At 70.3% G+C, this 21,411-nt stretch carries 22 protein-coding genes and 1 pseudogene; 12 read left to right on the forward strand and 11 right to left on the reverse strand.

The genetic code is table 11. From position 1 onward, the window contains the following. The first annotated feature begins 70 nt into the window (after positions 1 to 70). The 3 genes from N6H00_RS20210 to N6H00_RS20220 all read left to right on the forward strand — a co-directional run bounded on the left by N6H00_RS20210 (position 71) and on the right by N6H00_RS20220 (position 2,880). Positions 71 to 1,228, forward strand: a complete 1,158-nt coding sequence (locus N6H00_RS20210) for a cystathionine gamma-lyase (protein ID WP_268973198.1) — start codon at positions 71 to 73, stop codon at positions 1,226 to 1,228. A 224-nt stretch (positions 1,229 to 1,452) separates the two neighbouring features. Next, positions 1,453 to 2,349 (forward strand): LysR family transcriptional regulator, encoded by an 897-nt coding sequence (locus tag N6H00_RS20215; protein ID WP_268973199.1) that lies wholly within the window; start codon positions 1,453 to 1,455, stop codon positions 2,347 to 2,349. Positions 2,350 to 2,391: 42 nt separating this feature from the next. Further along, the gene (locus N6H00_RS20220; RefSeq protein WP_268973200.1) at positions 2,392 to 2,880 is read left to right on the forward strand and encodes an NUDIX domain-containing protein; all 489 of its coding nucleotides are present in this window, start codon (positions 2,392 to 2,394) and stop codon (positions 2,878 to 2,880) included. 829 nt (positions 2,881 to 3,709) lie between these two features. Here the strand turns inward: N6H00_RS20220 and N6H00_RS20225 are convergent. The 3 genes and pseudogenes from N6H00_RS20225 to N6H00_RS20235 all read right to left on the reverse strand — a co-directional run. Then, positions 3,710 to 4,372, reverse strand: a pseudogene (locus N6H00_RS20225) (pyridoxamine 5'-phosphate oxidase family protein); the annotation flags it as partial. A gap of 176 nt (positions 4,373 to 4,548) precedes the next feature. Next, positions 4,549 to 6,108, reverse strand: a complete 1,560-nt coding sequence (locus N6H00_RS20230) for a globin domain-containing protein (RefSeq protein ID WP_268973201.1) — start codon at positions 6,106 to 6,108, stop codon at positions 4,549 to 4,551. A gap of 356 nt (positions 6,109 to 6,464) precedes the next feature. Further along, on the reverse strand, positions 6,465 to 7,097 hold the full coding sequence (locus tag N6H00_RS20235) for an HAD family hydrolase (RefSeq protein ID WP_268973202.1): 633 nt from the start codon (positions 7,095 to 7,097) through the stop codon (positions 6,465 to 6,467). A 232-nt stretch (positions 7,098 to 7,329) separates the two neighbouring features. Here N6H00_RS20235 and N6H00_RS20240 point away from each other — a divergent pair, with 232 nt between their 5' ends. Continuing rightward, on the forward strand, positions 7,330 to 7,806 hold the full coding sequence (locus N6H00_RS20240; RefSeq protein WP_268973203.1) for a MarR family winged helix-turn-helix transcriptional regulator: 477 nt from the start codon (positions 7,330 to 7,332) through the stop codon (positions 7,804 to 7,806). A gap of 170 nt (positions 7,807 to 7,976) precedes the next feature. Beyond that, a complete protein-coding gene (locus tag N6H00_RS20245; protein WP_268973204.1) occupies positions 7,977 to 8,432 on the forward strand; it encodes a GNAT family N-acetyltransferase in 456 nt (151 codons plus the stop codon). A gap of 107 nt (positions 8,433 to 8,539) precedes the next feature. On the opposite strand, the gene N6H00_RS20250 is transcribed toward N6H00_RS20245, so the two are convergent. Next, entirely contained in the window at positions 8,540 to 9,925 is a 1,386-nt protein-coding gene (locus N6H00_RS20250) for a serine hydrolase domain-containing protein (RefSeq protein ID WP_268973205.1), read from the reverse strand. Between the two features lie 117 nt (positions 9,926 to 10,042). On the opposite strand from N6H00_RS20250, the gene N6H00_RS20255 reads away from it, so the two are divergent. From N6H00_RS20255 to def, 3 genes are all read left to right on the forward strand, one after another. Then, complete coding sequence (locus N6H00_RS20255; protein WP_268973206.1) at positions 10,043 to 10,468, forward strand: MerR family transcriptional regulator; 426 nt, start codon at positions 10,043 to 10,045, stop codon at positions 10,466 to 10,468. Positions 10,469 to 10,548: 80 nt separating this feature from the next. Further along, positions 10,549 to 10,887: a thioredoxin gene (trxA, locus tag N6H00_RS20260; protein WP_329618544.1), complete on the forward strand. Its 339-nt coding sequence runs from the start codon at positions 10,549 to 10,551 to the stop codon at positions 10,885 to 10,887. Between the two features lie 85 nt (positions 10,888 to 10,972). Further along, a complete protein-coding gene (gene def, locus N6H00_RS20265) occupies positions 10,973 to 11,611 on the forward strand; it encodes a peptide deformylase (RefSeq protein WP_268973208.1) in 639 nt (212 codons plus the stop codon). Positions 11,612 to 11,721: 110 nt separating this feature from the next. Here the strand turns inward: def and N6H00_RS20270 are convergent, their stop codons facing one another. Then, complete coding sequence (locus tag N6H00_RS20270) at positions 11,722 to 11,895, reverse strand: hypothetical protein (RefSeq protein ID WP_268973209.1); 174 nt, start codon at positions 11,893 to 11,895, stop codon at positions 11,722 to 11,724. Between the two features lie 172 nt (positions 11,896 to 12,067). Here N6H00_RS20270 and N6H00_RS20275 point away from each other — a divergent pair, with 172 nt between their 5' ends. Next, the gene (locus tag N6H00_RS20275) at positions 12,068 to 12,997 is read left to right on the forward strand and encodes an NADP-dependent oxidoreductase (RefSeq protein ID WP_268973210.1); all 930 of its coding nucleotides are present in this window, start codon (positions 12,068 to 12,070) and stop codon (positions 12,995 to 12,997) included. 385 nt (positions 12,998 to 13,382) lie between these two features. Here the strand turns inward: N6H00_RS20275 and N6H00_RS20280 are convergent, their stop codons facing one another. Then, a complete protein-coding gene (locus tag N6H00_RS20280) occupies positions 13,383 to 14,336 on the reverse strand; it encodes an aldo/keto reductase (protein WP_268973211.1) in 954 nt (317 codons plus the stop codon). 146 nt (positions 14,337 to 14,482) lie between these two features. Between N6H00_RS20280 and N6H00_RS20285 the strand changes: the two genes are divergently transcribed. Further along, on the forward strand, positions 14,483 to 15,403 hold the full coding sequence (locus N6H00_RS20285; protein WP_268973212.1) for a helix-turn-helix transcriptional regulator: 921 nt from the start codon (positions 14,483 to 14,485) through the stop codon (positions 15,401 to 15,403). A gap of 265 nt (positions 15,404 to 15,668) precedes the next feature. On the opposite strand, the gene dnaB is transcribed toward N6H00_RS20285, so the two are convergent. Further along, positions 15,669 to 17,132 carry a replicative DNA helicase gene (gene dnaB / locus N6H00_RS20290; RefSeq protein WP_268977049.1) on the reverse strand — a complete coding sequence of 488 codons (1,464 nt, stop codon included), beginning with the start codon at positions 17,130 to 17,132 and terminating at the stop codon, positions 15,669 to 15,671. A gap of 478 nt (positions 17,133 to 17,610) precedes the next feature. On the opposite strand from dnaB, the gene N6H00_RS20295 reads away from it, so the two are divergent. Further along, a complete protein-coding gene (locus N6H00_RS20295; protein WP_268973213.1) occupies positions 17,611 to 18,951 on the forward strand; it encodes an MATE family efflux transporter in 1,341 nt (446 codons plus the stop codon). Positions 18,952 to 19,098: 147 nt separating this feature from the next. Here the strand turns inward: N6H00_RS20295 and rplI are convergent, their stop codons facing one another. From rplI to rpsF, 4 genes are all read right to left on the reverse strand, one after another. Then, positions 19,099 to 19,545, reverse strand: a complete 447-nt coding sequence (gene rplI, locus N6H00_RS20300; RefSeq protein WP_268973215.1) for a 50S ribosomal protein L9 — start codon at positions 19,543 to 19,545, stop codon at positions 19,099 to 19,101. Positions 19,546 to 19,563: 18 nt separating this feature from the next. After that, the gene (gene rpsR / locus N6H00_RS20305; protein ID WP_003978893.1) at positions 19,564 to 19,800 is read right to left on the reverse strand and encodes a 30S ribosomal protein S18; all 237 of its coding nucleotides are present in this window, start codon (positions 19,798 to 19,800) and stop codon (positions 19,564 to 19,566) included. A 105-nt stretch (positions 19,801 to 19,905) separates the two neighbouring features. Beyond that, the gene (locus tag N6H00_RS20310) at positions 19,906 to 20,481 is read right to left on the reverse strand and encodes a single-stranded DNA-binding protein (RefSeq protein ID WP_268973218.1); all 576 of its coding nucleotides are present in this window, start codon (positions 20,479 to 20,481) and stop codon (positions 19,906 to 19,908) included. An 82-nt stretch (positions 20,482 to 20,563) separates the two neighbouring features. After that, complete coding sequence (gene rpsF / locus N6H00_RS20315) at positions 20,564 to 20,854, reverse strand: 30S ribosomal protein S6 (protein WP_123106135.1); 291 nt, start codon at positions 20,852 to 20,854, stop codon at positions 20,564 to 20,566. Between the two features lie 228 nt (positions 20,855 to 21,082). Here rpsF and N6H00_RS20320 point away from each other — a divergent pair, with 228 nt between their 5' ends. Next, positions 21,083 to 21,400, forward strand: a complete 318-nt coding sequence (locus tag N6H00_RS20320; RefSeq protein WP_268973219.1) for a hypothetical protein — start codon at positions 21,083 to 21,085, stop codon at positions 21,398 to 21,400. Positions 21,401 to 21,411 lie beyond the last annotated feature (11 nt).

The raw sequence follows: 21,411 nt of genomic DNA on the forward strand, positions 1-21,411 counted from the left end.
GCGCCCAGAGCGCCGAGAACACGGAGAACGCGCCGGCCGCCGATGGCCCGGACGCGGGAAAGGAGCCCGTATGACCGGTGACGGTACCCGTGCCGTACGGGCCGGACTGCCCGAGGCCGAGGCGTACGCGCCGACGCTGCCCGGCCCGGTATTCGCCGCCCACTTCCACCTTCCCGGCGACGCCGTCGGCCCCTACACCTACGGCCGGGACGCCAACCCCACCTGGTCCCTGCTGGAGCGGGCGATCAGCGAGCTGGAGTCACCGGGCACCGACGCCGAGACGGTCGTCTTCTCCTCCGGCATGGGCGCGATCTCGGCCGTACTGCTGTCCCAGCTGCGCCAGGGCGAGGCGGCCGTCCTGCCGTCCGACGGCTATCAGCTGCTGCCGGCGCTGATCGAGCGGCTGGAGGGTTACGGCGTCACGGTGCGCACCGCCCCGACCGGCGAGGACGCCCAGCTGGCCGCGCTGGACGACCGGACGAAACTGCTGTGGCTGGAAACCCCGTCCAATCCCGGACTGGACGTCTGCGACATCCGCCGGCTGGCCGCGGCCGCGCACGCCCGCGGTGCGCTGGTCGCCGTCGACAACACCCTCGCCACCCCGCTCGGCCAGCGCCCGCTGGAGCTCGGCGCGGACTTCGCCGTGGCCAGCGGCACCAAGGCGCTCACCGGCCATGGCGATGTGCTGCTCGGCTATGTGACCTGCCGCGATCCGCGGCTGGCCGCCGAGGTGCGGGCCTGGCGCAAGACGGTCGGCGCGATCCCCGGCCCCATGGAGGCATGGCTCGCCCACCGCTCGCTGGCCACCCTCCAGCTGCGCGTCGACCGCCAGGCGGCGACCGCCCTGGCCCTCGCCGAGGCGCTGCGCGACCGCCCCGAGATCACCGGGTTGCGCCACCCCGGTCTGCCGACCGATCCGGCGCACCGGCTCGCGGTGGAGCAGATGCGCGGTGGGCGCTTCGGCTGCGTGGTCTCCTTCACCCTCCCGGACAAGGCGCATGCGGAGCGCTTCCTGGCCGAGCTGCGGCTGGTGGACGACGCGACCAGCTTCGGCGGGGTGCGCTCCACGGCGGAGCGGCGCGGACGGTGGGGCGGCGACGCCGTACCCGAGGGCTTCATCCGGTTCTCGGTGGGCGCCGAGGACCCGGACGACCTGATCGCCGATGTGCTGCGGGCGCTCGACACGGCACGCGCCGGAACCGGTAACCGAACCGGGGCGAGTGGCTGAAGCCGGGAATTAGGGAGCCGGTGGCTGAAACCGACCGGGTAGACCTGTGCGGGCGTCTCAAGCCTCCCCCCTCGTGGCTTGAGACGCCCCGGCTCTCCCGTGGAGAACCGCTCGAACAAGGCTAGTTGACTCAGCGTCAGTGTCCAATCACAGTAGCGACATGGACCTATCGGCATATTTATAGTTGGCATGCGGTCGGGGCGGGACGAGGCGAGGGGAACCGCATGGATCTAGCCCTCTTACGCACCTTTGTCACGGTTCACCGCGCCGGGTCCTTCACCCGCGCCGCCGGGCTGCTCGGGCTCTCCCAGCCCGCCGTCACCGGCCAGATACGCACCCTGGAGCGGCAGCTGGGCCGCCCCCTGTTCCTCCGTACGGCGCGCGGCGTCGTCCCCACCACCGTCGGGGACGAACTCGCCCACAAGGCAGCGCCACATCTCGACGCCCTGGTGGAGATCACCGAGACGGGTCTGGACGACCGCTCCCCGCTGCGCACCCTGCATCTCGCGGGCCCTCCGGAGTTCACCGCGCTGCGCGCCCTGCCCGCGCTGACCACCCTCGTCACCCAGGGCCTGGCGGTGCGCTGCGCCTTCGGCAGCGCCGAGGAGCTGTTCGAGGGTCTCGGCGCCGGCCACCACGACCTGGCCATCGCCACCGCCCGGCCACGCGGCCGGCTGCTGGCCGCCACCCCGCTGTGCGACGAGGAGCATGTGCTGGTCGCCGCCCCCCGCTGGGCCGCCCGGCTCGGCGGGCCCGCGGTGCTCCAGATGAAGGGGGTGAGCGCGCTGGAGGCGCTGCCCGTCGTCGAGGTGCACGAGAGCCTGCCGCTGGTCACCCGCTACTGGTCGGCCGTCTTCGACGCCCGTCCGGTCACCGCCGGCACGATCATCGCGCCCGATCTGCGCGCGGTGCTGGCGTGCGTCGCGGAGGGCGCCGGGCTCGGCGTCCTGCCGCGCTATCTGTGCATGGACGCGCTGGACGCCGGGGAGGTGGTGGCGCTGCTCAATCCGCCGGTGCCGCCGCTGCGTACCTATTTCCTGGTGGTCCGGACGGGAGCGCTCGCCCTGCCGCATATCGCGCGGGCGCACGATTGGCTGTTACGCGCGGCTGTCGACTGGTGAGTAAGTGGTTTCGCGGGACGAAAGGCGCGGCAGATGTCCTGCATGACCGAACGACCCGTGGTCAAACGCACCGCCCGCGCCATTCTGCTCGAGGGCGACACCGCCCCCCGGATGATTCTGATCAAGCGCACCAAGCCCGGACAGCCGCCCTACTGGATCACTCCGGGCGGCGGGATGGAGCCCGAGGACCCGACCGTCGTCGAGGCCCTGCACCGCGAGGTGGACGAGGAGCTGGGCGCGAAGGTGACGGATGTGGTGCCCGCCTTCGTCGACACCGTCCCGCACCCCGACGGCGGGAGCGCGGACGGCGTCAAGGTGCAGCACTTCTTCGTCTGCCGGCTCGCCTCGATGGATCTCACCCGGCGGCACGGCCCGGAGGTGGACGAACCGTGCGGGGAGTACGAGGTGGTCAGCGTGCCGTTCACCCGCGAGGGGATCGCCTCGGTCGAGGTGGTGCCGCCGTCGCTGCGGGCCTACCTCGACGCGAACGTCGAGGGTGTGCGGGCCCTGCTCGCGGACGACCTCGGCTAGGAGGCGGGGCCGGGGCGGGCCCCGCCCCGACCGATCCTCGCCGCACCACGTCCGCGTTCTAGCGGAACCAGCCGCTGAACGGCTGTTGGGTCTTCCGGGCCGCCCGCTGCCGCGCCTCGGCCAGCACCCGCTCCGCCTCCGCCCGCCAGCTCTCGGGCCCCGCATCGGCCCGACCCCCGGGCTGGTCCCCGAATCCGTCCTCGGGACGGAGATGGGCCCCGAAATCGGACCGCGCCACCGCCGACGGCGACTGCCCAGAAGCCGACTGCACGGCCTCCGGCACCCACTGAGCCGCATCGTCTGCGGGGGCGGCCGGAGCCGCTGGGACGGGCGGGGCCGCCGGAACGGGCGGGGCCGCCGAAGCCGCCGGAGCCGCTGGGGCTGCCGGATCAGCAGAGGCGACCGGACCAGCCGAAGCCACTGGAACCGCCAGGTCGACCGGAGGCCCCGGTACCCACTGAGCCGGGTCGGTCGAGGCCACTGGGGCGGGCTGGACCACTGGGACGGGCGGAACTGCCGGGCCAGCCGCCCCGGCCGAGGCTACCGGGACCTCCGGGTCAGCCGAGACGGGCGGGGCCACCGGGACGCGCGGGGCCGCAGGGGTCTGTGGGGCCGCCGGAGCCGCTGGGGCTGCCGGATCAGCAGAGGCGACCGGGCCGGCCGAAGCCACTGGAACCGCCAGGTCCACCGGAGACCCCGACACCCACTGACCCGGGTCAGCCGAGGCCACCGGGGCGGGCTGACCGGCCGGGGCCGCCTGGTCCGCCGGGGCGCCCGGGGCCGTCTGGCCGGCCAGGGCGGGCTGGTGGGGCTGGTTCATCGGGGGTGTCGGTCGCGGGGCCGACTCGGCGCTCGGTGCGCGGCGGGCTTCGCGGGCGTCGGCGGCGGCGCCGAAGAAGTCGCCGCCCTTCCGCTTGACGTCGTCCGTCCCCCAGTCCCGTTCCCGGCCGTGCTCGAGGGCCCGGTCACCGGAGGGGCTGCGGTGCCGGCCCTCGGCTCCGCGGGTGCGGCGTTGCGCGGGGACCCTCTGGAGGTGGGGGATGTGCTTGGCGCAGTGGATGTACGCCTCCTCGACGGTCACCTCGACCCACACCACCGCGCGCCGCCCCGGCACCGGGTCCACCGGCAGGTCGGGGTGGGCCGCGCGCATCTCGGCGTCCTCCACCACCCGGGCCCGGCCGTTCACATGCAGCCCGATCCGGTCCCGGAAGAAGTCGACCATGAGAATGCCGAGGTGGGGGTTCTCCTGGATGTTGCCGAGACTGGCCAGGACGCCGTTCCCCCGGTATTCGGGATAGGTCAGCGTGCGCGCGTCGAGCACCCGCAGAAAGCCGGGCGGCCCGGCCCGGAAGGTGCTGTCGCACTCCCCGTGCCGGTCGGAGGTGGCCAGGAAGAACATCTCCTGGCGGCCGATGTACTCCCGCATCCGGACGTTGAGGTGGTCCAGCACCTGTTCGTCGTAGAAACGGTCGGCGCGGTCGACCGTACCCAGCCGCCGCTGTAGAAGGTGTTCGCCGTCGCTCCCCGGACGCCACGCGCGGTCGTCCAGGTGCTCCGTACTGTCCACGGTTCTCGTCCCCGTTCCTGCATCGCCGTCGTGCCTGTCGCCGTCCGTAATCGCCGGAGTCACTGCCCCGTGTCGCCGTTCCGTCATGTGCCGTCCGCGCCCTACTCCGCGGCGGCGGCGAGCTCCTCGATGGAGTCGTGCCGTATCCGGTGGGACGGAATGCCGATGCCCATCAGGGTGTCGACACCGCTGCGGATCAACCCGGGCGGCCCGGAGAGATACGCGTCGAACGCGTTCCACGGGCCGTACTGCCGCACGGCGTCGGGCAGCCGGCCGCTGAGGCCGTTGGTCGGGCCGTCGGAGACGACGGGGCGGACCGCGAGCCACGGATGCTTGTGCGCCAGCCGCAGCATGGTGTCGATGTCGTACAGATCGTGATCGCTGCGCGCGCCGTAGAAGACCTCGACCGCCCGCTGGCGGCCATGATCGGCGACATCCTCGACCAGCGCCTTGATCGGCGCGATACCGGTGCCGCCGCCCAGGCAGAGCAGCCCGTTGTCGCTGGAGTGGTCGACGGTCATCGAACCGGCGGGCGGCCCGAGGCGGATCACATCGCCGGGGCGGGCCCGGTGCACCAGCGCGGAGGACACCCATCCGGCCGGTACGGCCTTCACGTGGAAGGAGAGCAGCCCGTCGGGGCGCGGCGCCGAGGCGAACGAGTAGTGCCGCCACACCCGCGGCCACCACGGGGTTTCCAACGAGGCGTACTGGCCCGCCAGAAACGGGTACGGCTGGTCCGGACGGACCGTGATCACGGCGATGTCGGGGGTGCGCAGTTCATGCCCGACCACCTCGGCCTGCCACCACGCGGGGGCGACCAGCTCGTCCTCGGCGGCCGCGTCGATCATGATCTGGGAGAACTTGGTGTAGGCGCGCACCCAGGCGGCCTCGGCCTCGTCGCTCCAGGTGGTGACCGCGTAACGGGTGAGCGCGTCGATCAGGGATTCGCCGACGGCGGGGTAGTGCTCGGGCTGGGTGCCGTACTTGCGGTGGCCGCGGCCGAGCCGGGAGAGGAACTCGGTGAGGATGTCGTCGTCGTCGACGAGCCGGGCGGCGGTCAGCATCGCCTTGAACAGCCGGTCGCGCTGGGCGTCCATGGCGGCGGGGAAGAGCGGCCGCAGCTCGGGGTGGTGGACGAAGAGCATCGCGTAGAAGTACGAGGTGACCTTGTCGCTGATGGGCTCGATCTCGGCCATCGTGCGGCGCAGCAGGATCGCGTCGGGCGAGGCGGTCTCGGGGACGGCGAACCGGGGGTCGGGGCCGGGCCGGACGTCCTGCGGGACAGGGGCCGCCTCGTCGGGGCGCTGATGCTCCTCATGCCCGGTGACCGCGGGGCCGCCCGCCGATCGATCGGCCGCCGACCGGTTGGCCGCCGGACGGTCAGCCGCCGGACGGTCAGCAGCCGGGCCGGACGCGGGGCGGGCGCCCACCCCAGGGCCGGACGCCGGGCCCGGCTCGGCGGACGTACGGCGGTCGGCTCCGGTGCCGACCGGCCGTATCGGGTTCACCGGACGGCTGGGCGTCCGCTCATCGCTCTGCCGGTCCGGGACCCGTGTCTGTTCCTCGGCCGGATTCCTGCTCGGGCTGAACCAGCCCCAGTCGCCACTGTTTCCGCCGGAGCCGTCACTGCCGGCCGACGATGTGGTGGTCGGAGCGTCCATGGTTGCCTCGCCTCGAACATCTTTCTGTCGGTCTTCGCACTTCCGCTGGCGGAGTATGCCCGCAATTCCCCGTTCTGGTGCTTGGTTCAAGCGAGAATGGTCGTGCCGACCTTCTCCGTAACTCTCATCCGGGCAGGATGCCACGGCCGTTGCCCGCCCCGGGTGCGCATTCCCGAACTCCAGGGAAACCGGAGCCGCAATCCCGTCACGCTGGTTGGCCTGGGTTGCCCGGTTCTGCCCCTACCCGTACAGCCTGCTGGACGGAGCCGGACCCGACCCTACCGGCCGCGGATGAATTCACAAGCCCCGCGGACGCGGCATCCATTACACCCGCCAACTCAGGTAATTACCGATAGTTACGTGCAGTTACCCGTCAATTCGTAAGCCTCTCGGAGATCGCGTCCGGTATAGGCGTGGGATGCGATTTCGCTCACATGGTGGTCGGCGTTCACGGCGACCGAGACCGGCACCACGGCGAACAGCTCGGCGTCCGACCGGGAATCCCCGTAAGCCACGCAATGGCTCCTGGTCAACCCGAACTTCGCACAAAGTTCATCGGCGATCCCGACCTTCGCGGCCGGGGTCAGGATCCCCGCCGGATCCACCGGGTCCCGGAACGGCACCGAGGGCCAGGCCGATCCGTAGGTGGCGTCCGCTCCCCACTCCAGCAGCCGCGACACGAAGAAGCCCGGCGAGAGGGAGATCACCGCACAGCGCTCGCCCCGCGACCGGATGTCCGCCCACACCTCGCGGATCCCCGCCAGCCACGGCGCCCCTTCGAACGCCGCGGCCACATGGTCCTCCGTCAGCTCCGCCCACAACGCACAGGCCCGCTCGGCGAACTGGGCCGTCGTCAGCGCACCACCCGCGAACGCCCGCTCCAGCTCGGCGATCTCCCGCTCCAGGCCGAGTTGCCGGGATATCTCGATCGCGGCGGCGGAGCCATGGATAAGCGTCCCGTCCAGGTCGAACAGATGCAGTCTGGTCATGACAACCGAGCGTAGGGGCACCTGGACACTCGGACCGTTGTCCGCCAGACGTCGCGACGCTGCGATGCCGCGACGCCGCGATACCGCAATGGCCGATGTGCCGGCGAGGCGAGCGGGGGCTGACGGCCCGGGGGGCGGCAGCTGTGGACGTCGAAACACCGATAATTGCATACGCGGTCTATTTCATCGCTGCACTATCCTGGGATTCGCTCACCCACCAAGGAGGGGTTCCATGACGGATGAGCCGCACGGCACCGCCACCCCGCCCACCGGGCGGGCCCTCGCCCAGGGCTGGTGCGCCCTGTCCTCCCTGCACGGCCGGATAGAGACGCATATCGAGCGTGCGCTTCAGGCCAGGCACGGGCTGAGCGTCCGCGAGTTCTCCGTGCTCGTCGTGCTCAGCGAACAGCACGACGGCGAGGGCGGACATCTGCAGATGAAGCAGCTCGCCGACTCCGTCGTGCTCAGCCAGAGCGCTACGACCCGGCTGGTCACCCGGCTGGAGGACCGCGGTCTGCTCTCCCGCTACATCTGCCCCGACGACCGCCGCGGCATCTACACCAATGTCAGCCCCGAGGGGCTGAAGCTGCTGGAGGCGGCGCGGCCGACGAACGACGCCGCGCTGCGCGAGGCACTCGCCGACGCCGCCCGGCGGCCGGAGCTGGCCCCCCTCGTCGCCGCCGTCGAAGGGCTGTCCACCCCGCGCTGATCATCACGGGTACGCCCCCGGCCGATCGCCGCGGGTGCGCCCCGGCCCAGTCGCAGCACGCCGCGCCCCGGACCGGTCACCACGCATGCACCCCAGCCCAGTCGCAGCACGCCGCGCCCCGGACCGGTCGCCGCCGACCGGGCCCGATGGGCCCCGCGTAGGCTTCCCGCGTGACCGACTTCGCAATACGGCGCGCGACCGCCGATGACCTCCCGGCGATCGTGGCCATGCTCGCCGACGACCCGCTCGGCGCCCGCCGGGAGTCCCCGGACGACCCGGCCCCGTACCGCGCCGCCTTCGAGCGGCTGGACCGGGACCCCAACCAGCGGCTGGTCGTCGCGGTCCAGGACGGCCGGACCGTCGGCACCCTCCAGCTGACCATGATCCCCGGGCTGTCGCGGCGCGGCGCCACCCGCTCGATCATCGAGGGTGTCCGGATCCACGCCGACGTGCGCGGCGGCGGACTCGGCACCCAGCTGATCGAATGGGCCATCGAGGAGTCACGCCGCGCGGGATGTGCGCTGGTACAGCTCACCTCGGACGCGACCCGTACCGACGCCCACCGCTTCTATGAGCGGCTCGGCTTCGAGGCCAGCCACCTCGGCTTCAAGCTTCCGCTGGACTGACATCCGTTCCCCGCTGGACCGACAATCCGCCTCCCGCCGGCCGACAATCCGTCGTCCTCCGGACCGACATCCACAGGAGCCTCCGCAGAAGCATCCGCGAGGCCCCGTCAGAGCGCGCGCCAGCCCTCCGGGTCGACCCCGCCGGGCACCACGCCGTCCGGCGCGTAGGGCTCCCGGGTGAACACGAAGGTGCCCAGGTCCAGATGGGCCGGGGCGCCGCCCTCCCCGTCGACCACCCGCAGCGTCTCCCCCGCGTAATAGCCGTCGAGCCCGGTCCAGGTGCCGTCCGGCTCGGCCCGGAAGCGCGAGGCGCGGCCTCCCCCGGCGGCCGGGGACAGCTCCAGACCGCGGTCCGCGCGCAGCCGCAGATGATACGGGCGGGGTCCCCAGTACCAGGGGCCGGTCAGCGCCAGCAGCTCCGGATCGACTTCGGGCAGCGGCCGCCAAGGCTCGGGTATACGGGGTTCGTGCTCCGCCACGACCTGTATGAGGTCGGCGGCGATGGCTCCGATCGCGGGCCCCGAGGTGGTGTTGGCCAGCGCGATCCCGGCCAGCCGGTCCTCCGCGCTCACCCACAGCGCGGCCAGGAAGCCGGGCATGGAGCCGGTGTGGCCGTAAAGGAACCGTCCGCCATGGCGGACGAGCTGGGTGCCCAGGCCATAGCCGGCGTCCCGGTCCCCGTCCTCGGGGGCGGCGGATGCCCGCATCTCGGCGAGCGTTCCGGCGCCGAGCACCCGCTCGTCCCCGTCCAGCAGGAACGCGGCGAAGCGGGCCAGATCCCCGGAGGTCGACCAGAGCTGTCCGGCCGGGCCCATCCACCCGGTGTCCTCGGCCGGCTCGGGCAGCAGCACATCCGCCCAGGGGTGGACGGCCCAGCCCCCGGCGTGCGGGGCCCGCGGCTCGAGCGACGTACGCCCCATCCCCAGCGGCTCCAGCACCTCACGGGCGAGCACCTCGCCCCAGGGGGCGCCGCGCAACCGCTCGACCAGCGCGCCGAGCAGCGCGAAACCGGGGTTGGAGTAGTGGTACCGGCGGCCCGCGGGGTGGACCAGCGGGCGCTCGCCGAAGATATCGGCCGTCCCGGGCCGCAACGCCCCGGGCGTACGCTCCCACCACGGGCCACGCGCCTCGGCGGCGAGACCCCCGGTGTGGGAGAGGAGCTGGGCCACGGTCGCGCCCTCGGCCTGCGGCACGTCCAGATGCCTGGCCAGCGGATCGCCGAGGTCCAGCAGCCCCTCATCACGCAGCCGCAGCACCAGCACCGCCACAAAGGTCTTGGTCAAGGACCCGATGCGGTACTGGGTCTCGGCGTCCGGCGCGCGCCCGTCCACACAGCCGCGCGCCCCCGTCCACACCAGCCGCCCATCCCGCACCACGGCCCCCATCAGGGACGGGGCACGGCCCTCGGCCTGGCCGAGGGCGACGCGCCGCAGCAGGGCACGGCGGGTGGCGGGCAGCGGCTCGGCGAACTCATCGATGTCGCGCGTGGTCATGTCGGCACTGTACGGCGAGGGTCCGACAATTCCAGCGGATCGCACACAGCCTGGCAGGCGGTCTGGCACCTGGTCCGGTCTGGCCTTGACGTCAGGGTCAAGGTCTACCGTCGGGCCATGCGGATCGGAGAGCTGGCCGAACAGGCGGGTACCACCACCCGCACCCTGCGCTACTACGAGTCGCTCGGGCTGCTGCCCGCGCGCCGTACCGGCAATGGTTACCGGTCGTACGACGAGGACGACCTGCGGCTGCTCCAGCAGATCCGCACGCTGCGGGACTTCGGCTTCGAGCTGGAGGAGACGCGTCCGTTCGTCGAATGCCTGCGCTCCGGCCACCCGGCCGGTGACTCCTGCCCCGCCTCACTGGAGGTCTACCGGCGCAAGCTGACCGAGCTGGACGAGTGCATCGCCCGGCTGAGCGCCATCCGGGAGCGGGTCGGGACGCAGCTCGCCGAGGCGGAGCGGGCCCGCGCGGAGCTGGAGGCCGCGGCGACGTCGCCCGAAGGGGCCCCGGAGCCGCGCTGCGAACTGACTGCGAACTGACGCCGCCCGGACCGTGAACCCGCCCTCCCCATGGACGGCTTCGGACGGCTTCCTTACGACGACTCCGAAGGAGAGATGAGATGACGCTGGCGCACACCGAGGAAGTGGTCACGGTCACGGACGCCACCTTCGCCGAGGAAGTGCTGGCGGCCGACCTGCCGGTGCTGGTGAAGTTCACCGCCTCGTGGTGCCCGCCGTGCCGGATGATCGCCCCGGTGCTGGCGGAGATCGCGCAGGAGGAGGCCCACCGGCTGAAGGTGGTGCGGCTGGACGTGGACCAGAACCCGTCCACCACCACCGCCTACGGGGTCCTGTCGATGCCGACGCTGATGCTGTTCCGGGCGGGCGAGCCGGTGCGGTCGCTGGTCGGGGCCCGCACCAAGCGGCGGCTGCTGGAGGAACTCGGCGACGTGATCTGACACATGCCTGAGCCGCGGCCGAACCACCCCTGCTACGTTGGCCGGACGTGACCATCAGCGGGGGCGGAAAAGGGTGAGGTCAGCGGTGCGCGTCCTGGTGCAGGGGAAACCTGTCGGTTCCTATCCGGCCCTGCCTCCCGAGGCCGAGCGGGGTTCACCGCGCCGGATCACCGAGGTCGGTGAGGAGGTGCTCCGCCGCTCCTGCCGGGAGGTGACCGAGTTCGGCACATCCGAGCTGAGCACCCTTATCGACGACATGTTCCTCACCATGTACATCGCCGACGGCGCCGGGCTGGCCGCCAACCAGGTCGGCGTCGACCTGCGGCTGTTCGTCTACGACTGCCCGGACGACGACGGCGTACGGCATATCGGCCACATCATCAACCCCGTCCTGGACCAGCCCGACCCGGCCAACCGGCTGCTCATCGAGGAGGCCGAGGGCTGTCTGTCCGTACCGGGTGCGCGGATGGACGTACCGCGCACCGACCGCACCGTGGTCCGCGGCGTCGACAAGGACGGGAACCCGCTGGTGATCGAGGGCACCGGCTACTTCGCCCGGTGTCTCCAGCACGAGGCCGACCACCTCTCGGGGCATCTCTACATCGACCGGCTCTCCAAGCGCGACCGCAAGGAGGCCCTGCGACAGATGGCGGACCGCCATGAGCAGGTCCTCGCCCGGCGCGTGGAGAAGGCGGCGGCCCTGGGCCACCGCCTGAAGCCCTGACCCCCCAGCCGGTCCCGCCCGCCCCGGGCTCAGACGGCGGCTCACTGTCGCGTCCTCAGCCGGTCCGATCTCCACGATCCACCCCGCTGTCGGCCACTCAGCTCGGCCACTCAGCTCGACACGAGGAGAGTCGCATCAGGCACGTACCGCAGGAGGCGCAGTTCAGGGGCACCACCCGATCGGGTAACGCCCCTGAAGGCAGTGTCAACCCGATCAAGATGCTCAAACGCCAGATGTTCGGCCGTGCCGGGTTTGATCTCCTGCGAAAGCGCGTCCTCCTCCATGGATGACACCGTGCACCACGCTCGTGCGTCGACGCTATAGCCTCGGCCCGTGGCCAACAGCGGCAACTGGACGACAGAGAGCCCTCCCCCCGAGCTGAAAGGCCCTGGCCATGCCGCAGATGTCGGAGTGGGATCCGGAATACGCATCCCGTGCTGTCCGTTGTAGTTGATCATGAAGGCAATCACGCTACAGCAGTACGGGGGCCCTGAAGACCTGGAGCTCACTGAGTTAACGACCCCGAAGGTCGCCCCCGGCGAGGTCCTCGTCCGGGTCAAGGCGGCGGGCGTCAACCCAGCGGACTGGAAGGTCGCCGCCGGTTACCTCGACGAGGTCATGGAGGCGCACTTCCCCTTCATCCCGGGCTGGGAGGTCTCCGGCGTCGTCGAAGCCAGAGGCTTCGACGCCACCGAGTTCGAGGTCGGCGACGAGGTCGTGGGCTACATCTGCAAGGACTGGGCGCAAAACGGCGGCTATGCCGAACTCGTGTCCGCCCCGGTGCGCACTCTCGCCCGCAAACCCGAGTCCCTCAACTGGCTGCAGGCCGCCGGGCTGCCGCTGGCCGGGCTGACGGCCTACCAGGCCATCCAGCGGCTCGGCATCGGCAGGGGCGACACCGTGCTGATCCACGCGGCGTCCGGCGGTGTCGGCTCGTTCGGCGTGCAGATCGCTGTCGCCCGTGGAGCGCGCGTCATCGGCACCGCCAGCGAGCACAATCACGACTACCTTCGCGGGCTCGGCGCCGAGCCCGTCACCTACGGCGACAGCTTGTCAGACCGGGTACGCGAGCTGGCGCCCGACGGCGTCGACGCGGCACTCGACTTCTTCGGCGGTGACGCGGTGGCCGTCTCCCAGGAAGTGCTCAAGAACCCGAAGCGAGTCGCCTCCATCGTCGACACCACCGTTACCGAGAAGGGCGGTCACCACGTGTGGGCCCGCCCCAGCTCGGACGACCTCGGCGTACTGTGCGCCCTCGCGGACTCCGGCAAGCTGTCCGTCACCGTCGACCGCACCTTCCCTCTGGCCGAGGCGGCCGACGCCTGGCGGGCCATTCAGGAAGGCCACACCCGAGGCAAGATCGTGCTGGACGTCGACGCGAGCTGAGCCTGGCCGTCGTCGACCGCCTCACTTTCAGCGGTGCCGTCATCGAGACGGCACGACTCCTGCCGCCTCGCCGGCGCTCCTTACCTCAACGGCCCGTCGCCCGAAGGACGGCGGGCCGTCACCCAGAGCGCATGTCATGTCCTCGGGTGCCCAACTGCTTCTGGTGCGGGTGCGAAAGTCTGCGGTGAGAGGTGACGCCCGGCATGCGCGCGGGCAAGTCGCGGTGGCAAGCCACTCGCGCGTGGACGGGCGGGTACTCCCCGGCGGTTCCGTCCGGCGGTTCCGTCGCAAACTCAACTGGACCGCGTGACCGGCCGGCAACTATAGCCGACATCGCGGGCCGGGCCCAGAAAAGACGCGGTCCCTTCTTCGGTTCCGACGACTGCTACATCTCGTGCTCCCACCAGCCGCGCGTGTCGACGCCTGCGTCATCCGCCAGCGCCTCCAGTTCCGCGATCTCCTCGTCGGTGAGCTCGATGCCGCGAGCTCGGACCAACCCGTCGATGTAACCCGCCTTCGTGACCCCGATGATCGGGGTGGTCCCCTTGGCGATGGCCCAGGCGGTGGCGACATCGGCGGCGGACGCGCCTCGGTCCTTGCCGATCACCCCCATCCGGTCCGTCAGCGCCTGCAGCTGGGGCAGGATGCCGTTGTACACGGCCGCCCGGCTGCTCCCCTCCGGCAACGGATTCGCCGGGCTGTACCTGCCGGTCAGCGCTCCTTGCTCGAGGACCATGTAGGAGAAGAACCGCACGTCGTGCTCGCGGCAGTAGTCGAGGATGCCCGCGCGCTGAGAGCTCCGGTACAGGATGCTGTAGTGGTTCTGGACCGCCTCCACGCGGAAGCCGGCCTCGCCGAGGATCTGATCGGCAAGAGCGATCTCCTCCATGTTGTGGTTCGAGACGCCGACATGCTTGATTTTGCCGCTCTCGAGCAGCGGGATCAGAAACGGCGTCCATCGTGCCACGTCGGCAGGATTATGGATCCAGAAGAGATCCACGTAGTCCGTACGCATTCGGTCGAGGCTCTGCTCCAGCATGTCCGCGACCGGATCGTCGCCGTCGCCCGCCATCTGCGGGGTGAACTTCGTCGACAGCTGGTACTCGCTGCGGTGATAGCCCTTCAGTGCCTGGGCGAGGACAGTCTCCGAGCGGCCCATGCCGTACGCCACGGCGGTGTCCCACAAGGTGAACCCGTTCGACTGCGCCTTCTCGACGACCTCTCGCAGGCCGGACTCGCTCAGCTGACTGCCGAAGTAGCCGTCGCCTGCCTCGCCGCTGTCTCCCCAGGCCCATGTGCCCAACGCCACCGCCGGCACCGTTAGCGCCTTGCTCGTCACGTCTTACCTCCGTTGTTTGTTCTTGCGATCGTGTCGGAACGTTCGAACCCAGCAGACCGCGATCGCCACCACCGGAGAAGGTCGCGTCTATGGGGGGTATAACCTCAACCCCCTTTGCGCCGTGACCAGTGGCTACCATGAACGACATGGACCAACAGTCCGGAAACCGCGGCGAGATCCGGGACTTCCTTGTCAGCCGACGCGCCAGAATCACCCCGGCGCAGGCCGGACTGCCGACCAGCGCCCGTCGCCGGGTCGCCGGGCTGCGGCGCGAGGAGGTCGCCGTCCTTGCCGGCGTGAGCACGGAGTGGTACACGCGGCTGGAGAAGGGGCATATCGGCGGCGTGTCCGAAGACGTCCTTGACGCGGTCGCTCGTGCCCTGCGACTGGATGACGACGAACGCACCTACCTGTTCGATCTGGCCCGGTCATCGCGGCACGAGAGTCGCACTCCGTCGCGTCGCAGGGACGTCGAGGTCCCGCCCCGGGTCCAGTGGCTGCTCGACTCCATGACGATGTCCTCGGCGTTCGTACGCAACGGCCGCACGGACATCGTCGCCGGCAACCCCCTGGCCCGAGTCCTGCTCGCGCCGATGTTCGACAGCGCCACCATCGACAAGCGTGGCCGCCCCAACATCGCCCGCTATATCTTCCTCGACCCTGGTGCACATGACTTCTTCGTCGACTGGGAGGCCGCCGGCGTCGCCACCGCCGCCCTGCTGCGCGCCGAGGTCGGGCGCGAGCCCCGCGACCGGGCACTGCGCGAACTCGTCGGCGAGCTGTCCACCCTCAGCCCAGAGTTTCGCAGCCAATGGGCCGCGCACGACGTCCTGATGCGCCACGACGGCGTCAAACGGCTCCAGCACCCCGACGTCGGCCACCTGGAACTGCCCTTCCAGTCCCTCGACCTACCCTTGTCGCGCCGAGCCGTGCACGAGCTGATCATCTACACTGCCGAACCCGGCACCGCATCCGAGGACCGGCTCAAACTCCTCGCCATCTGGGCAGCTACGGAATCTCGGGCGGCACAGCCCACCCGCCATTCTCCTCAGTCCGGGCCGCTCTGATCCGTCGCGGTTCGCCTGGCCGGGAGGCCGGAGTGCCTCGACCGGCCACGCGAAGCTCCCGCACCCGTTGATCATTGACTACGGTCTCGCGCGGGACGCGCAGGGCAGAGTGAGTCAATACTCGGTGTTTCTGGGGTAGTTCATCCGCAGCTTGCCGTACTGACCCTCCGGCCGACCAAATCTCAGCTCCGTGTCGGATCCGACTCAGATCCGACATCGGCCGTGAGATTCCGACACGAAACTTGAGACCCTACAAACACGCGCGTCAGGTCGTGGCCATGTCCACGAAACGCGAGTAGTGGCCCTGGAAGGCGACCGTGATCGTGGCCGTGGGGCCGTTGCGGTGCTTGGCCACGATCAGGTCCGCCTCGCCCGCGCGCGGTGACTCCTTCTCGTAGGCGTCCTCGCGGTGGAGCAGGATGACCATGTCCGCGTCCTGCTCGATGGATCCACTCTCGCGGAGGTCCGAGACCATCGGCTTCTTGTCGGTGCGCTGCTCGGGACCTCGGTTGAGCTGGGAGAGCGCGATGACCGGCACTTCCAGCTCCTTGGCCAGCAGCTTCAGGTTTCGCGACATGTCCGAGACCTCCTGCTGACGGCTTTCGGGGCGCCGGGCGCCGCCGGACTGCATCAGCTGGAGGTAGTCGATGACGACCAGCTGTAGATCGTTGCGCTGCTTGAGCCGACGGCACTTGGCGCGGATCTCCATCATCGACAGGTTCGGGGAGTCGTCGATGTAGAGCGGGGCCTGGGAGACATCCGGCATCCGCCGGGCCAGCCGCGTCCAGTCCTCATCCGTCATGCTGCCGGAGCGCATATGGTGCAGCGCCACCCGGGCCTCGGCGGAGAGCAGACGCATCGCGATCTCGTTACGGCCCATCTCCAGCGAGAAGATCACGCTCGGCATGTTGTGCTTGATCGAGCAGGCGCGCGCGAAGTCGAGGGCCAGGGTGGACTTACCCATCGCGGGACGCGCGGCGATGACGATCATCTGACCCGGGTGCAGACCGTTGGTCAGGGAATCCAGGTCGGTGAAGCCGGTGGGCACCCCGGACATCTGTCCGCTGCGCGAGCCGATCGCCTCGATCTCGTCGAGGGCGCCCTCCATGATGTCGCCGAGCGGCAGATAGTCCTCGCTGGTGCGCTGCTCGGTGACGGCGTAGATCTCCGCCTGGGCGTTGTTGACGATCTCGTCGACGTCTCCGTCCGCCGCGTATCCCATCTGGGTGATACGGGTGCCGGCCTCGACGAGGCGGCGCAGTACGGCGCGCTCGTGGACGATCTCCGCGTAGTACTCGGCGTTGGCGGCGGTGGGGACCGACTGGACGAGGGTGTGGAGATACGAGGCGCCGCCGACCCGGGCGATCTCACCGCGCTTGGTCAGCTCCGCGGCGACCGTGATCGGGTCGGCCGGCTCGCCCTTGGCGTAGAGGTCCAGGATGGCCTGGTAGACGGTCTCATGGGCGGGCCGGTAGAAGTCGTTGCCCTTGAGGACCTCCACCACATCGGCGATGGCGTCCTTGGAGAGCAGCATGCCGCCGAGCACGGACTGCTCGGCGTCGAGGTCCTGCGGCGGTACGCGCTCGAAGCCGGAGCCCTCCCAGGGGGAGCCGCCGCCTCCGTCGCGGTCCTGCTGACCGTCGCGGCCCCGGCCGCCGCCCTCACCGCGGCGGAAGCGGGGAGCCGGGAACCGGTCGGACGGGCCGGAGTCCGCCCACGGGTCGTCCATGGGCTCGGGCACGCTCACCCCGCCACCTCCTCCCGTCCGCGAAGCGAACCTCGCCGCGCCCGTCCTTCTTAGGGCACGGCTATGACACAACAGAGCGGCCGGCTTTCCGGACACGGCGCATCGGAGGCTGGGGGTTCCAGGGCCGGATCGGGTGGCGGGCGCCGGACCACGTTAGGCCCGTCCGCACCACGAGCCAACTTGGTTATCCACAGGGCATGTGGATGATGGGATCCATCCTGTGGGTAAGTCGCGCGAACCTGTGCACGGGCCGGGGGACAGCGCTGTGGACAAACACACAATCACCTCGAGAAGGCTCCTCTGACCTGCGGTTTCTCTATCCAGGGGCTGTGCAGAAGAAAAACTTTCGCCCCCAGCGCAAGATCGCGACAAAGGGCGCAGAGAAGATCGTCTCGCGCGCCGCCTTGTAAGGACCAGTCGTCGCTTGTGTCTCTTACCTGTGGACGATTACATTGCCCTCATGACACAGGCCCCCACAAGCGCCCGGAGCACCCCGCGCCATCACGACCGCGAGATCATCGCACTCGCGCTTCCCGCCTTCGGCGCGCTCGTGGCGGAGCCCCTCTTCGTCATGGTCGACAGCGCCGTCGTGGGTCATCTGGGCACCGCCCAGCTGGCCGGTCTGGGCGTCGCCGCCGCCCTGCTCACCACAGCCGTCAACATCTTCGTCTTCCTGGCTTATGCCACCACGGCGGCGGTGGCCCGCCGCGTCGGCGCGGGCGACCTTCCCGGAGCGATCCGGCAGGGCATGGACGGCATCTGGCTGGCCCTGCTGCTCGGTGCCGGCGTCATCGCCGTCGCCCTGCCCACCGCCCCCGCTCTCGTCGATCTGTTCGGCGCCTCGGACACCGCTTCTCCCTACGCCATCACCTATCTGCGGATCAGTACCCTCGGCATCCCCGCGATGCTGGTGGTGCTCGCCGCTACGGGTGTCCTCCGCGGTCTCCAGGACACCCGCACCCCGATGTACGTGGCCATCGGCGGCTTCGGGGCCAATGCCGCGCTGAACGCCACTCTGGTCTACGCGGCCGGGCTGGGCATCGCGGGCTCGGCCTGGGGCACGGTGATCGCCCAGAACGCCATGGCCGCCGTCTACCTCGCCGTCGTCATCCGGGGCGCCCGGCGCCATGGCACCTCGCTACGGCCGGACGCCGCCGGGATCAGGGCCTGTGCCCACGCCGGGGCACCCCTGTTGATCCGTACGCTCTCGCTGCGCGCCGTGATGCTGATCGCGACGGCGGTGGCGGCCCGCCTCGGCGACACTGATATCGCCGCCCATCAGATCGTGCTCACCCTGTGGAGTCTGCTGGCGTTCGCCCTGGACGCCATCGCCATCGCGGGCCAGGCGATCATCGGACGCTATCTGGGAGCGGGCGACGAGGAGGGGGCACGGGCCGCCTGCCGCCGCATGGTGCACTGGGGCATCGCCTCGGGCGTGGTGCTGGGCCTGCTGGTGGTCGCCTCCCGGCCGCTGTTCATCCCCCTGTTCACCACCGATTCCGCGGTACGGGACGCCCTGCTGCCCGCCCTTCTGGTGACGGCCCTCATCCAGCCGGTCTCGGGTGTGGTCTTCGTCCTCGACGGAGTGCTGATGGGCGCGGGCGACGGACCCTATCTGGCCTGGGCGATGATCGTCACCCTTGCCGTCTTCGCCCCGGTGGCGCTGCTGGTGCCATCGCTCGGCGGCGGACTGACCGCGCTGTGGTGCAGCATGGCGCTGATGATGTCGGTCCGGATGGCCACCTTGTGGCTGCGCACCCGCTCCGGCCGCTGGATCGTCACCGGCGCGGTACGACGCTGAGCCACGCCCCGCGCACCCCCCGACCACAGCGCTCGGACCACAGCATCCGGGCCCGGCGGTCCGGAAGTCCCCCGGCACGGCGGAGGGCCGCACCCACACAGGGTGCGGCCCTCCGGTGCACGGTGCCGAAGGCGACCGTCACGGTCGTCAGGCGGCGACGACCTCGACGCCGACCTTGGCAGCAACCTCGGCGTGCAGACGGACCGAGACCTGGTGCGCGCCCAGGGTCTTGATCGGCGCCTGCACCTCGATACGGCGCTTGTCCACATCCGGGCCACCCGCGTCCTTGATCGCCGAAGCGATGTCGGCCGGGGTGACGGAGCCGAACAGCCGGCCGGCGTCGCCGGCACGGGTCTTCAGCCGCACCTTGACGCCCTCGAGCTGAGCCTTGACCTCGTTGGCCTGCTCGATCGTGGCGATCTCGCGGATGCGACGACCGCGGCGGATCTGCTCGACGTCCTTCTCGCCGCCCTTGGTCCAGCGGATCGCCAGACCACGCGGAACCAGGTAGTTACGGGCGTAACCGTCCTTGACGTCCACGACGTCACCGGCGGCGCCGAGGCCGGAGACCTCGTGGGTGAGGATGATCTTCATGACTCGGTCACCCTTCCCTTATCGCGCGGTGGAGGTGTAGGGCAGCAGCGCCATCTCACGGCTGTTCTTCACGGCCGTGGCGACGTCACGCTGGTGCTGGGTGCAGTTGCCGGTGACCCGGCGGGCACGGATCTTGCCGCGGTCGGAAATGAACTTCCGCAGCAGGTTCGTGTCCTTGTAGTCGACGTAGGAGATCTTCTCCTTGCAGAACACGCAAACCTTCTTCTTAGGCTTGCGAGCAGGCGGCTTCGCCATTGTCTCTCTCCAGTGTGATCAAGAAGTTTGTGCTGGTCGCCCAGACCAGACCGCGCGGTGGTTTCACGTGAAACAGCCCGTTTCACGTGAAACACCGCCCCGGGCCTAGAAGGGCGGCTCGTCCGAGTAGCCGCCGGAGTTGCCGGAGCCGCCGCCCCAGCCACCACCGCCGCCCTGGCCGCCGGCCGGTGCGCCGGTCGCCCACGGGTCGTCGGCCGGAGCGCCGCCGCCCTGCTGACCGCCGCCGGGGCCACCGCCCCAGCCACCGCCGCCGCCCTGGCCGCCACCGCCGCCGTAGCCACCCTGGCCACCGCGACCGGTGGTCTTGGTGACCTTGGCCGTGGCGTTGCGCAGGCTGGCGCCGACCTCGTCGACATCCAGCTCATAGACCGTGCGCTTGATCCCCTCGCGGTCCTCGTAGGACCGCTGCTTCAGACGGCCCTGCACGATGACGCGCATGCCACGCTGAAGCGACTCGGCCACGTTCTCCGCGGCCTGCCGCCACACCGAGCACGTGAGGAAGAGGCTCTCGCCGTCCTTCCACTCGTTGGTCTGCCGGTCGAAGGTACGGGGAGTGGACGCGACGCGGAACTTCGCGACCGCCGCACCGGACGGGGTGAAGCGCAGCTCGGGGTCATCGACGAGATTGCCGACGACCGTGATGACGGTCTCGCCTGCCATTGGGGGAACCTCTCGGCGGGTACTGCTGGGCTGCTTGCTACTCGTTGCGATACGGCCCGATGACCGCTGAACGCTTACGCGGTCAGTGGGTCTCGGGACGGAGGACCTTGGTCCGGAGGACCGACTCGTTCAGGTTCAGCTGGCGGTCGAGCTCCTTGACGACCGCGGGCTCGGCCTGCAGGTCGATGACCGAGTAGATGCCCTCAGGCTTCTTCTTGATCTCGTACGAGAGACGACGACGGCCCCAGGTGTCGACCTTCTCGACCTTGCCGTTGCCCTCGCGGATGACGGAAAGGAAGTTCTCGATCAGCGGGGAGACAGCGCGCTCCTCGAGATCGGGGTCGAGGATGACCATCACCTCGTAGTGACGCATGTGGAACCCACCTCCTTTGGACTCAGCGGCCACGGTCGTTCCGTGGCAGGAGGGTCGTGATGCGTTCCGCGTCGGCGTCTGCGCAGACACCACCGCGGACGGTACACAGTACCCGCCTCCGGCCTCCCGCTTGAAATCCGGGCGTCTTGGCCCGCAATCTGTACACATCGGGTGTGAGCGGCATTACAGTTCGCCGCCCTGCTCTATGTGCCTATCTGGAGGTGCCCCATGGCACAGGCAGCACGAACCCACCACGGCTTGTTCACCTTCCTGGACACCGATGGCAAGTCGCATCCCGTGGAGAACACCATCGCCGTGGTGACCGTGGTGATCGGCGTAATCGCCTTTGTCACGGCTCATTTCCCCCATCTCCACCTGGTCAGCTCATGGGTCGGGCTGGTCGGCATGTGCACGGGTGCGTGGGGCCAGCTGCGGTCCGCGACTACCGGTGAGCGGTTCCTGCTGATCATCGGGCTCGGTGCCTCCGCGGTCGGCTTCTACCTCGGCATGGCCCACGGAGGCCTCTTCGGCGGCGTGCTGGGCTGAGCCCGGCCGGG

Origin of the sequence: Streptomyces sp. S465 (genome assembly GCF_026898115.1) — a bacterium.
In the GTDB taxonomy this organism is placed as follows: domain Bacteria; phylum Actinomycetota; class Actinomycetes; order Streptomycetales; family Streptomycetaceae; genus Streptomyces; species Streptomyces luomodiensis.

Coding starts and splice junctions, on each gene's coding strand:
- N6H00_RS20210 (WP_268973198.1), top strand. CDS start 71: ATGACCGGTGACGGTACCCGTGCCGTACGGGCCGGACTGCCCGAGGCC.
- N6H00_RS20215 (WP_268973199.1), top strand. CDS start 1,453: ATGGATCTAGCCCTCTTACGCACCTTTGTCACGGTTCACCGCGCCGGG.
- N6H00_RS20220 (WP_268973200.1), top strand. CDS start 2,392: ATGACCGAACGACCCGTGGTCAAACGCACCGCCCGCGCCATTCTGCTC.
- N6H00_RS20230 (WP_268973201.1), bottom strand. CDS start 6,108: ATGGACGCTCCGACCACCACATCGTCGGCCGGCAGTGACGGCTCCGGC.
- N6H00_RS20235 (WP_268973202.1), bottom strand. CDS start 7,097: ATGACCAGACTGCATCTGTTCGACCTGGACGGGACGCTTATCCATGGC.
- N6H00_RS20240 (WP_268973203.1), top strand. CDS start 7,330: ATGACGGATGAGCCGCACGGCACCGCCACCCCGCCCACCGGGCGGGCC.
- N6H00_RS20250 (WP_268973205.1), bottom strand. CDS start 9,925: ATGACCACGCGCGACATCGATGAGTTCGCCGAGCCGCTGCCCGCCACC.
- N6H00_RS20255 (WP_268973206.1), top strand. CDS start 10,043: ATGCGGATCGGAGAGCTGGCCGAACAGGCGGGTACCACCACCCGCACC.
- trxA (WP_329618544.1), top strand. CDS start 10,549: ATGACGCTGGCGCACACCGAGGAAGTGGTCACGGTCACGGACGCCACC.
- N6H00_RS20270 (WP_268973209.1), bottom strand. CDS start 11,895: ATGGAGGAGGACGCGCTTTCGCAGGAGATCAAACCCGGCACGGCCGAA.
- N6H00_RS20275 (WP_268973210.1), top strand. CDS start 12,068: ATGAAGGCAATCACGCTACAGCAGTACGGGGGCCCTGAAGACCTGGAG.
- N6H00_RS20285 (WP_268973212.1), top strand. CDS start 14,483: ATGGACCAACAGTCCGGAAACCGCGGCGAGATCCGGGACTTCCTTGTC.
- dnaB (WP_268977049.1), bottom strand. CDS start 17,132: ATGGACGACCCGTGGGCGGACTCCGGCCCGTCCGACCGGTTCCCGGCT.
- N6H00_RS20295 (WP_268973213.1), top strand. CDS start 17,611: ATGACACAGGCCCCCACAAGCGCCCGGAGCACCCCGCGCCATCACGAC.
- rplI (WP_268973215.1), bottom strand. CDS start 19,545: ATGAAGATCATCCTCACCCACGAGGTCTCCGGCCTCGGCGCCGCCGGT.
- rpsR (WP_003978893.1), bottom strand. CDS start 19,800: ATGGCGAAGCCGCCTGCTCGCAAGCCTAAGAAGAAGGTTTGCGTGTTC.
- N6H00_RS20310 (WP_268973218.1), bottom strand. CDS start 20,481: ATGGCAGGCGAGACCGTCATCACGGTCGTCGGCAATCTCGTCGATGAC.
- rpsF (WP_123106135.1), bottom strand. CDS start 20,854: ATGCGTCACTACGAGGTGATGGTCATCCTCGACCCCGATCTCGAGGAG.
- N6H00_RS20320 (WP_268973219.1), top strand. CDS start 21,083: ATGGCACAGGCAGCACGAACCCACCACGGCTTGTTCACCTTCCTGGAC.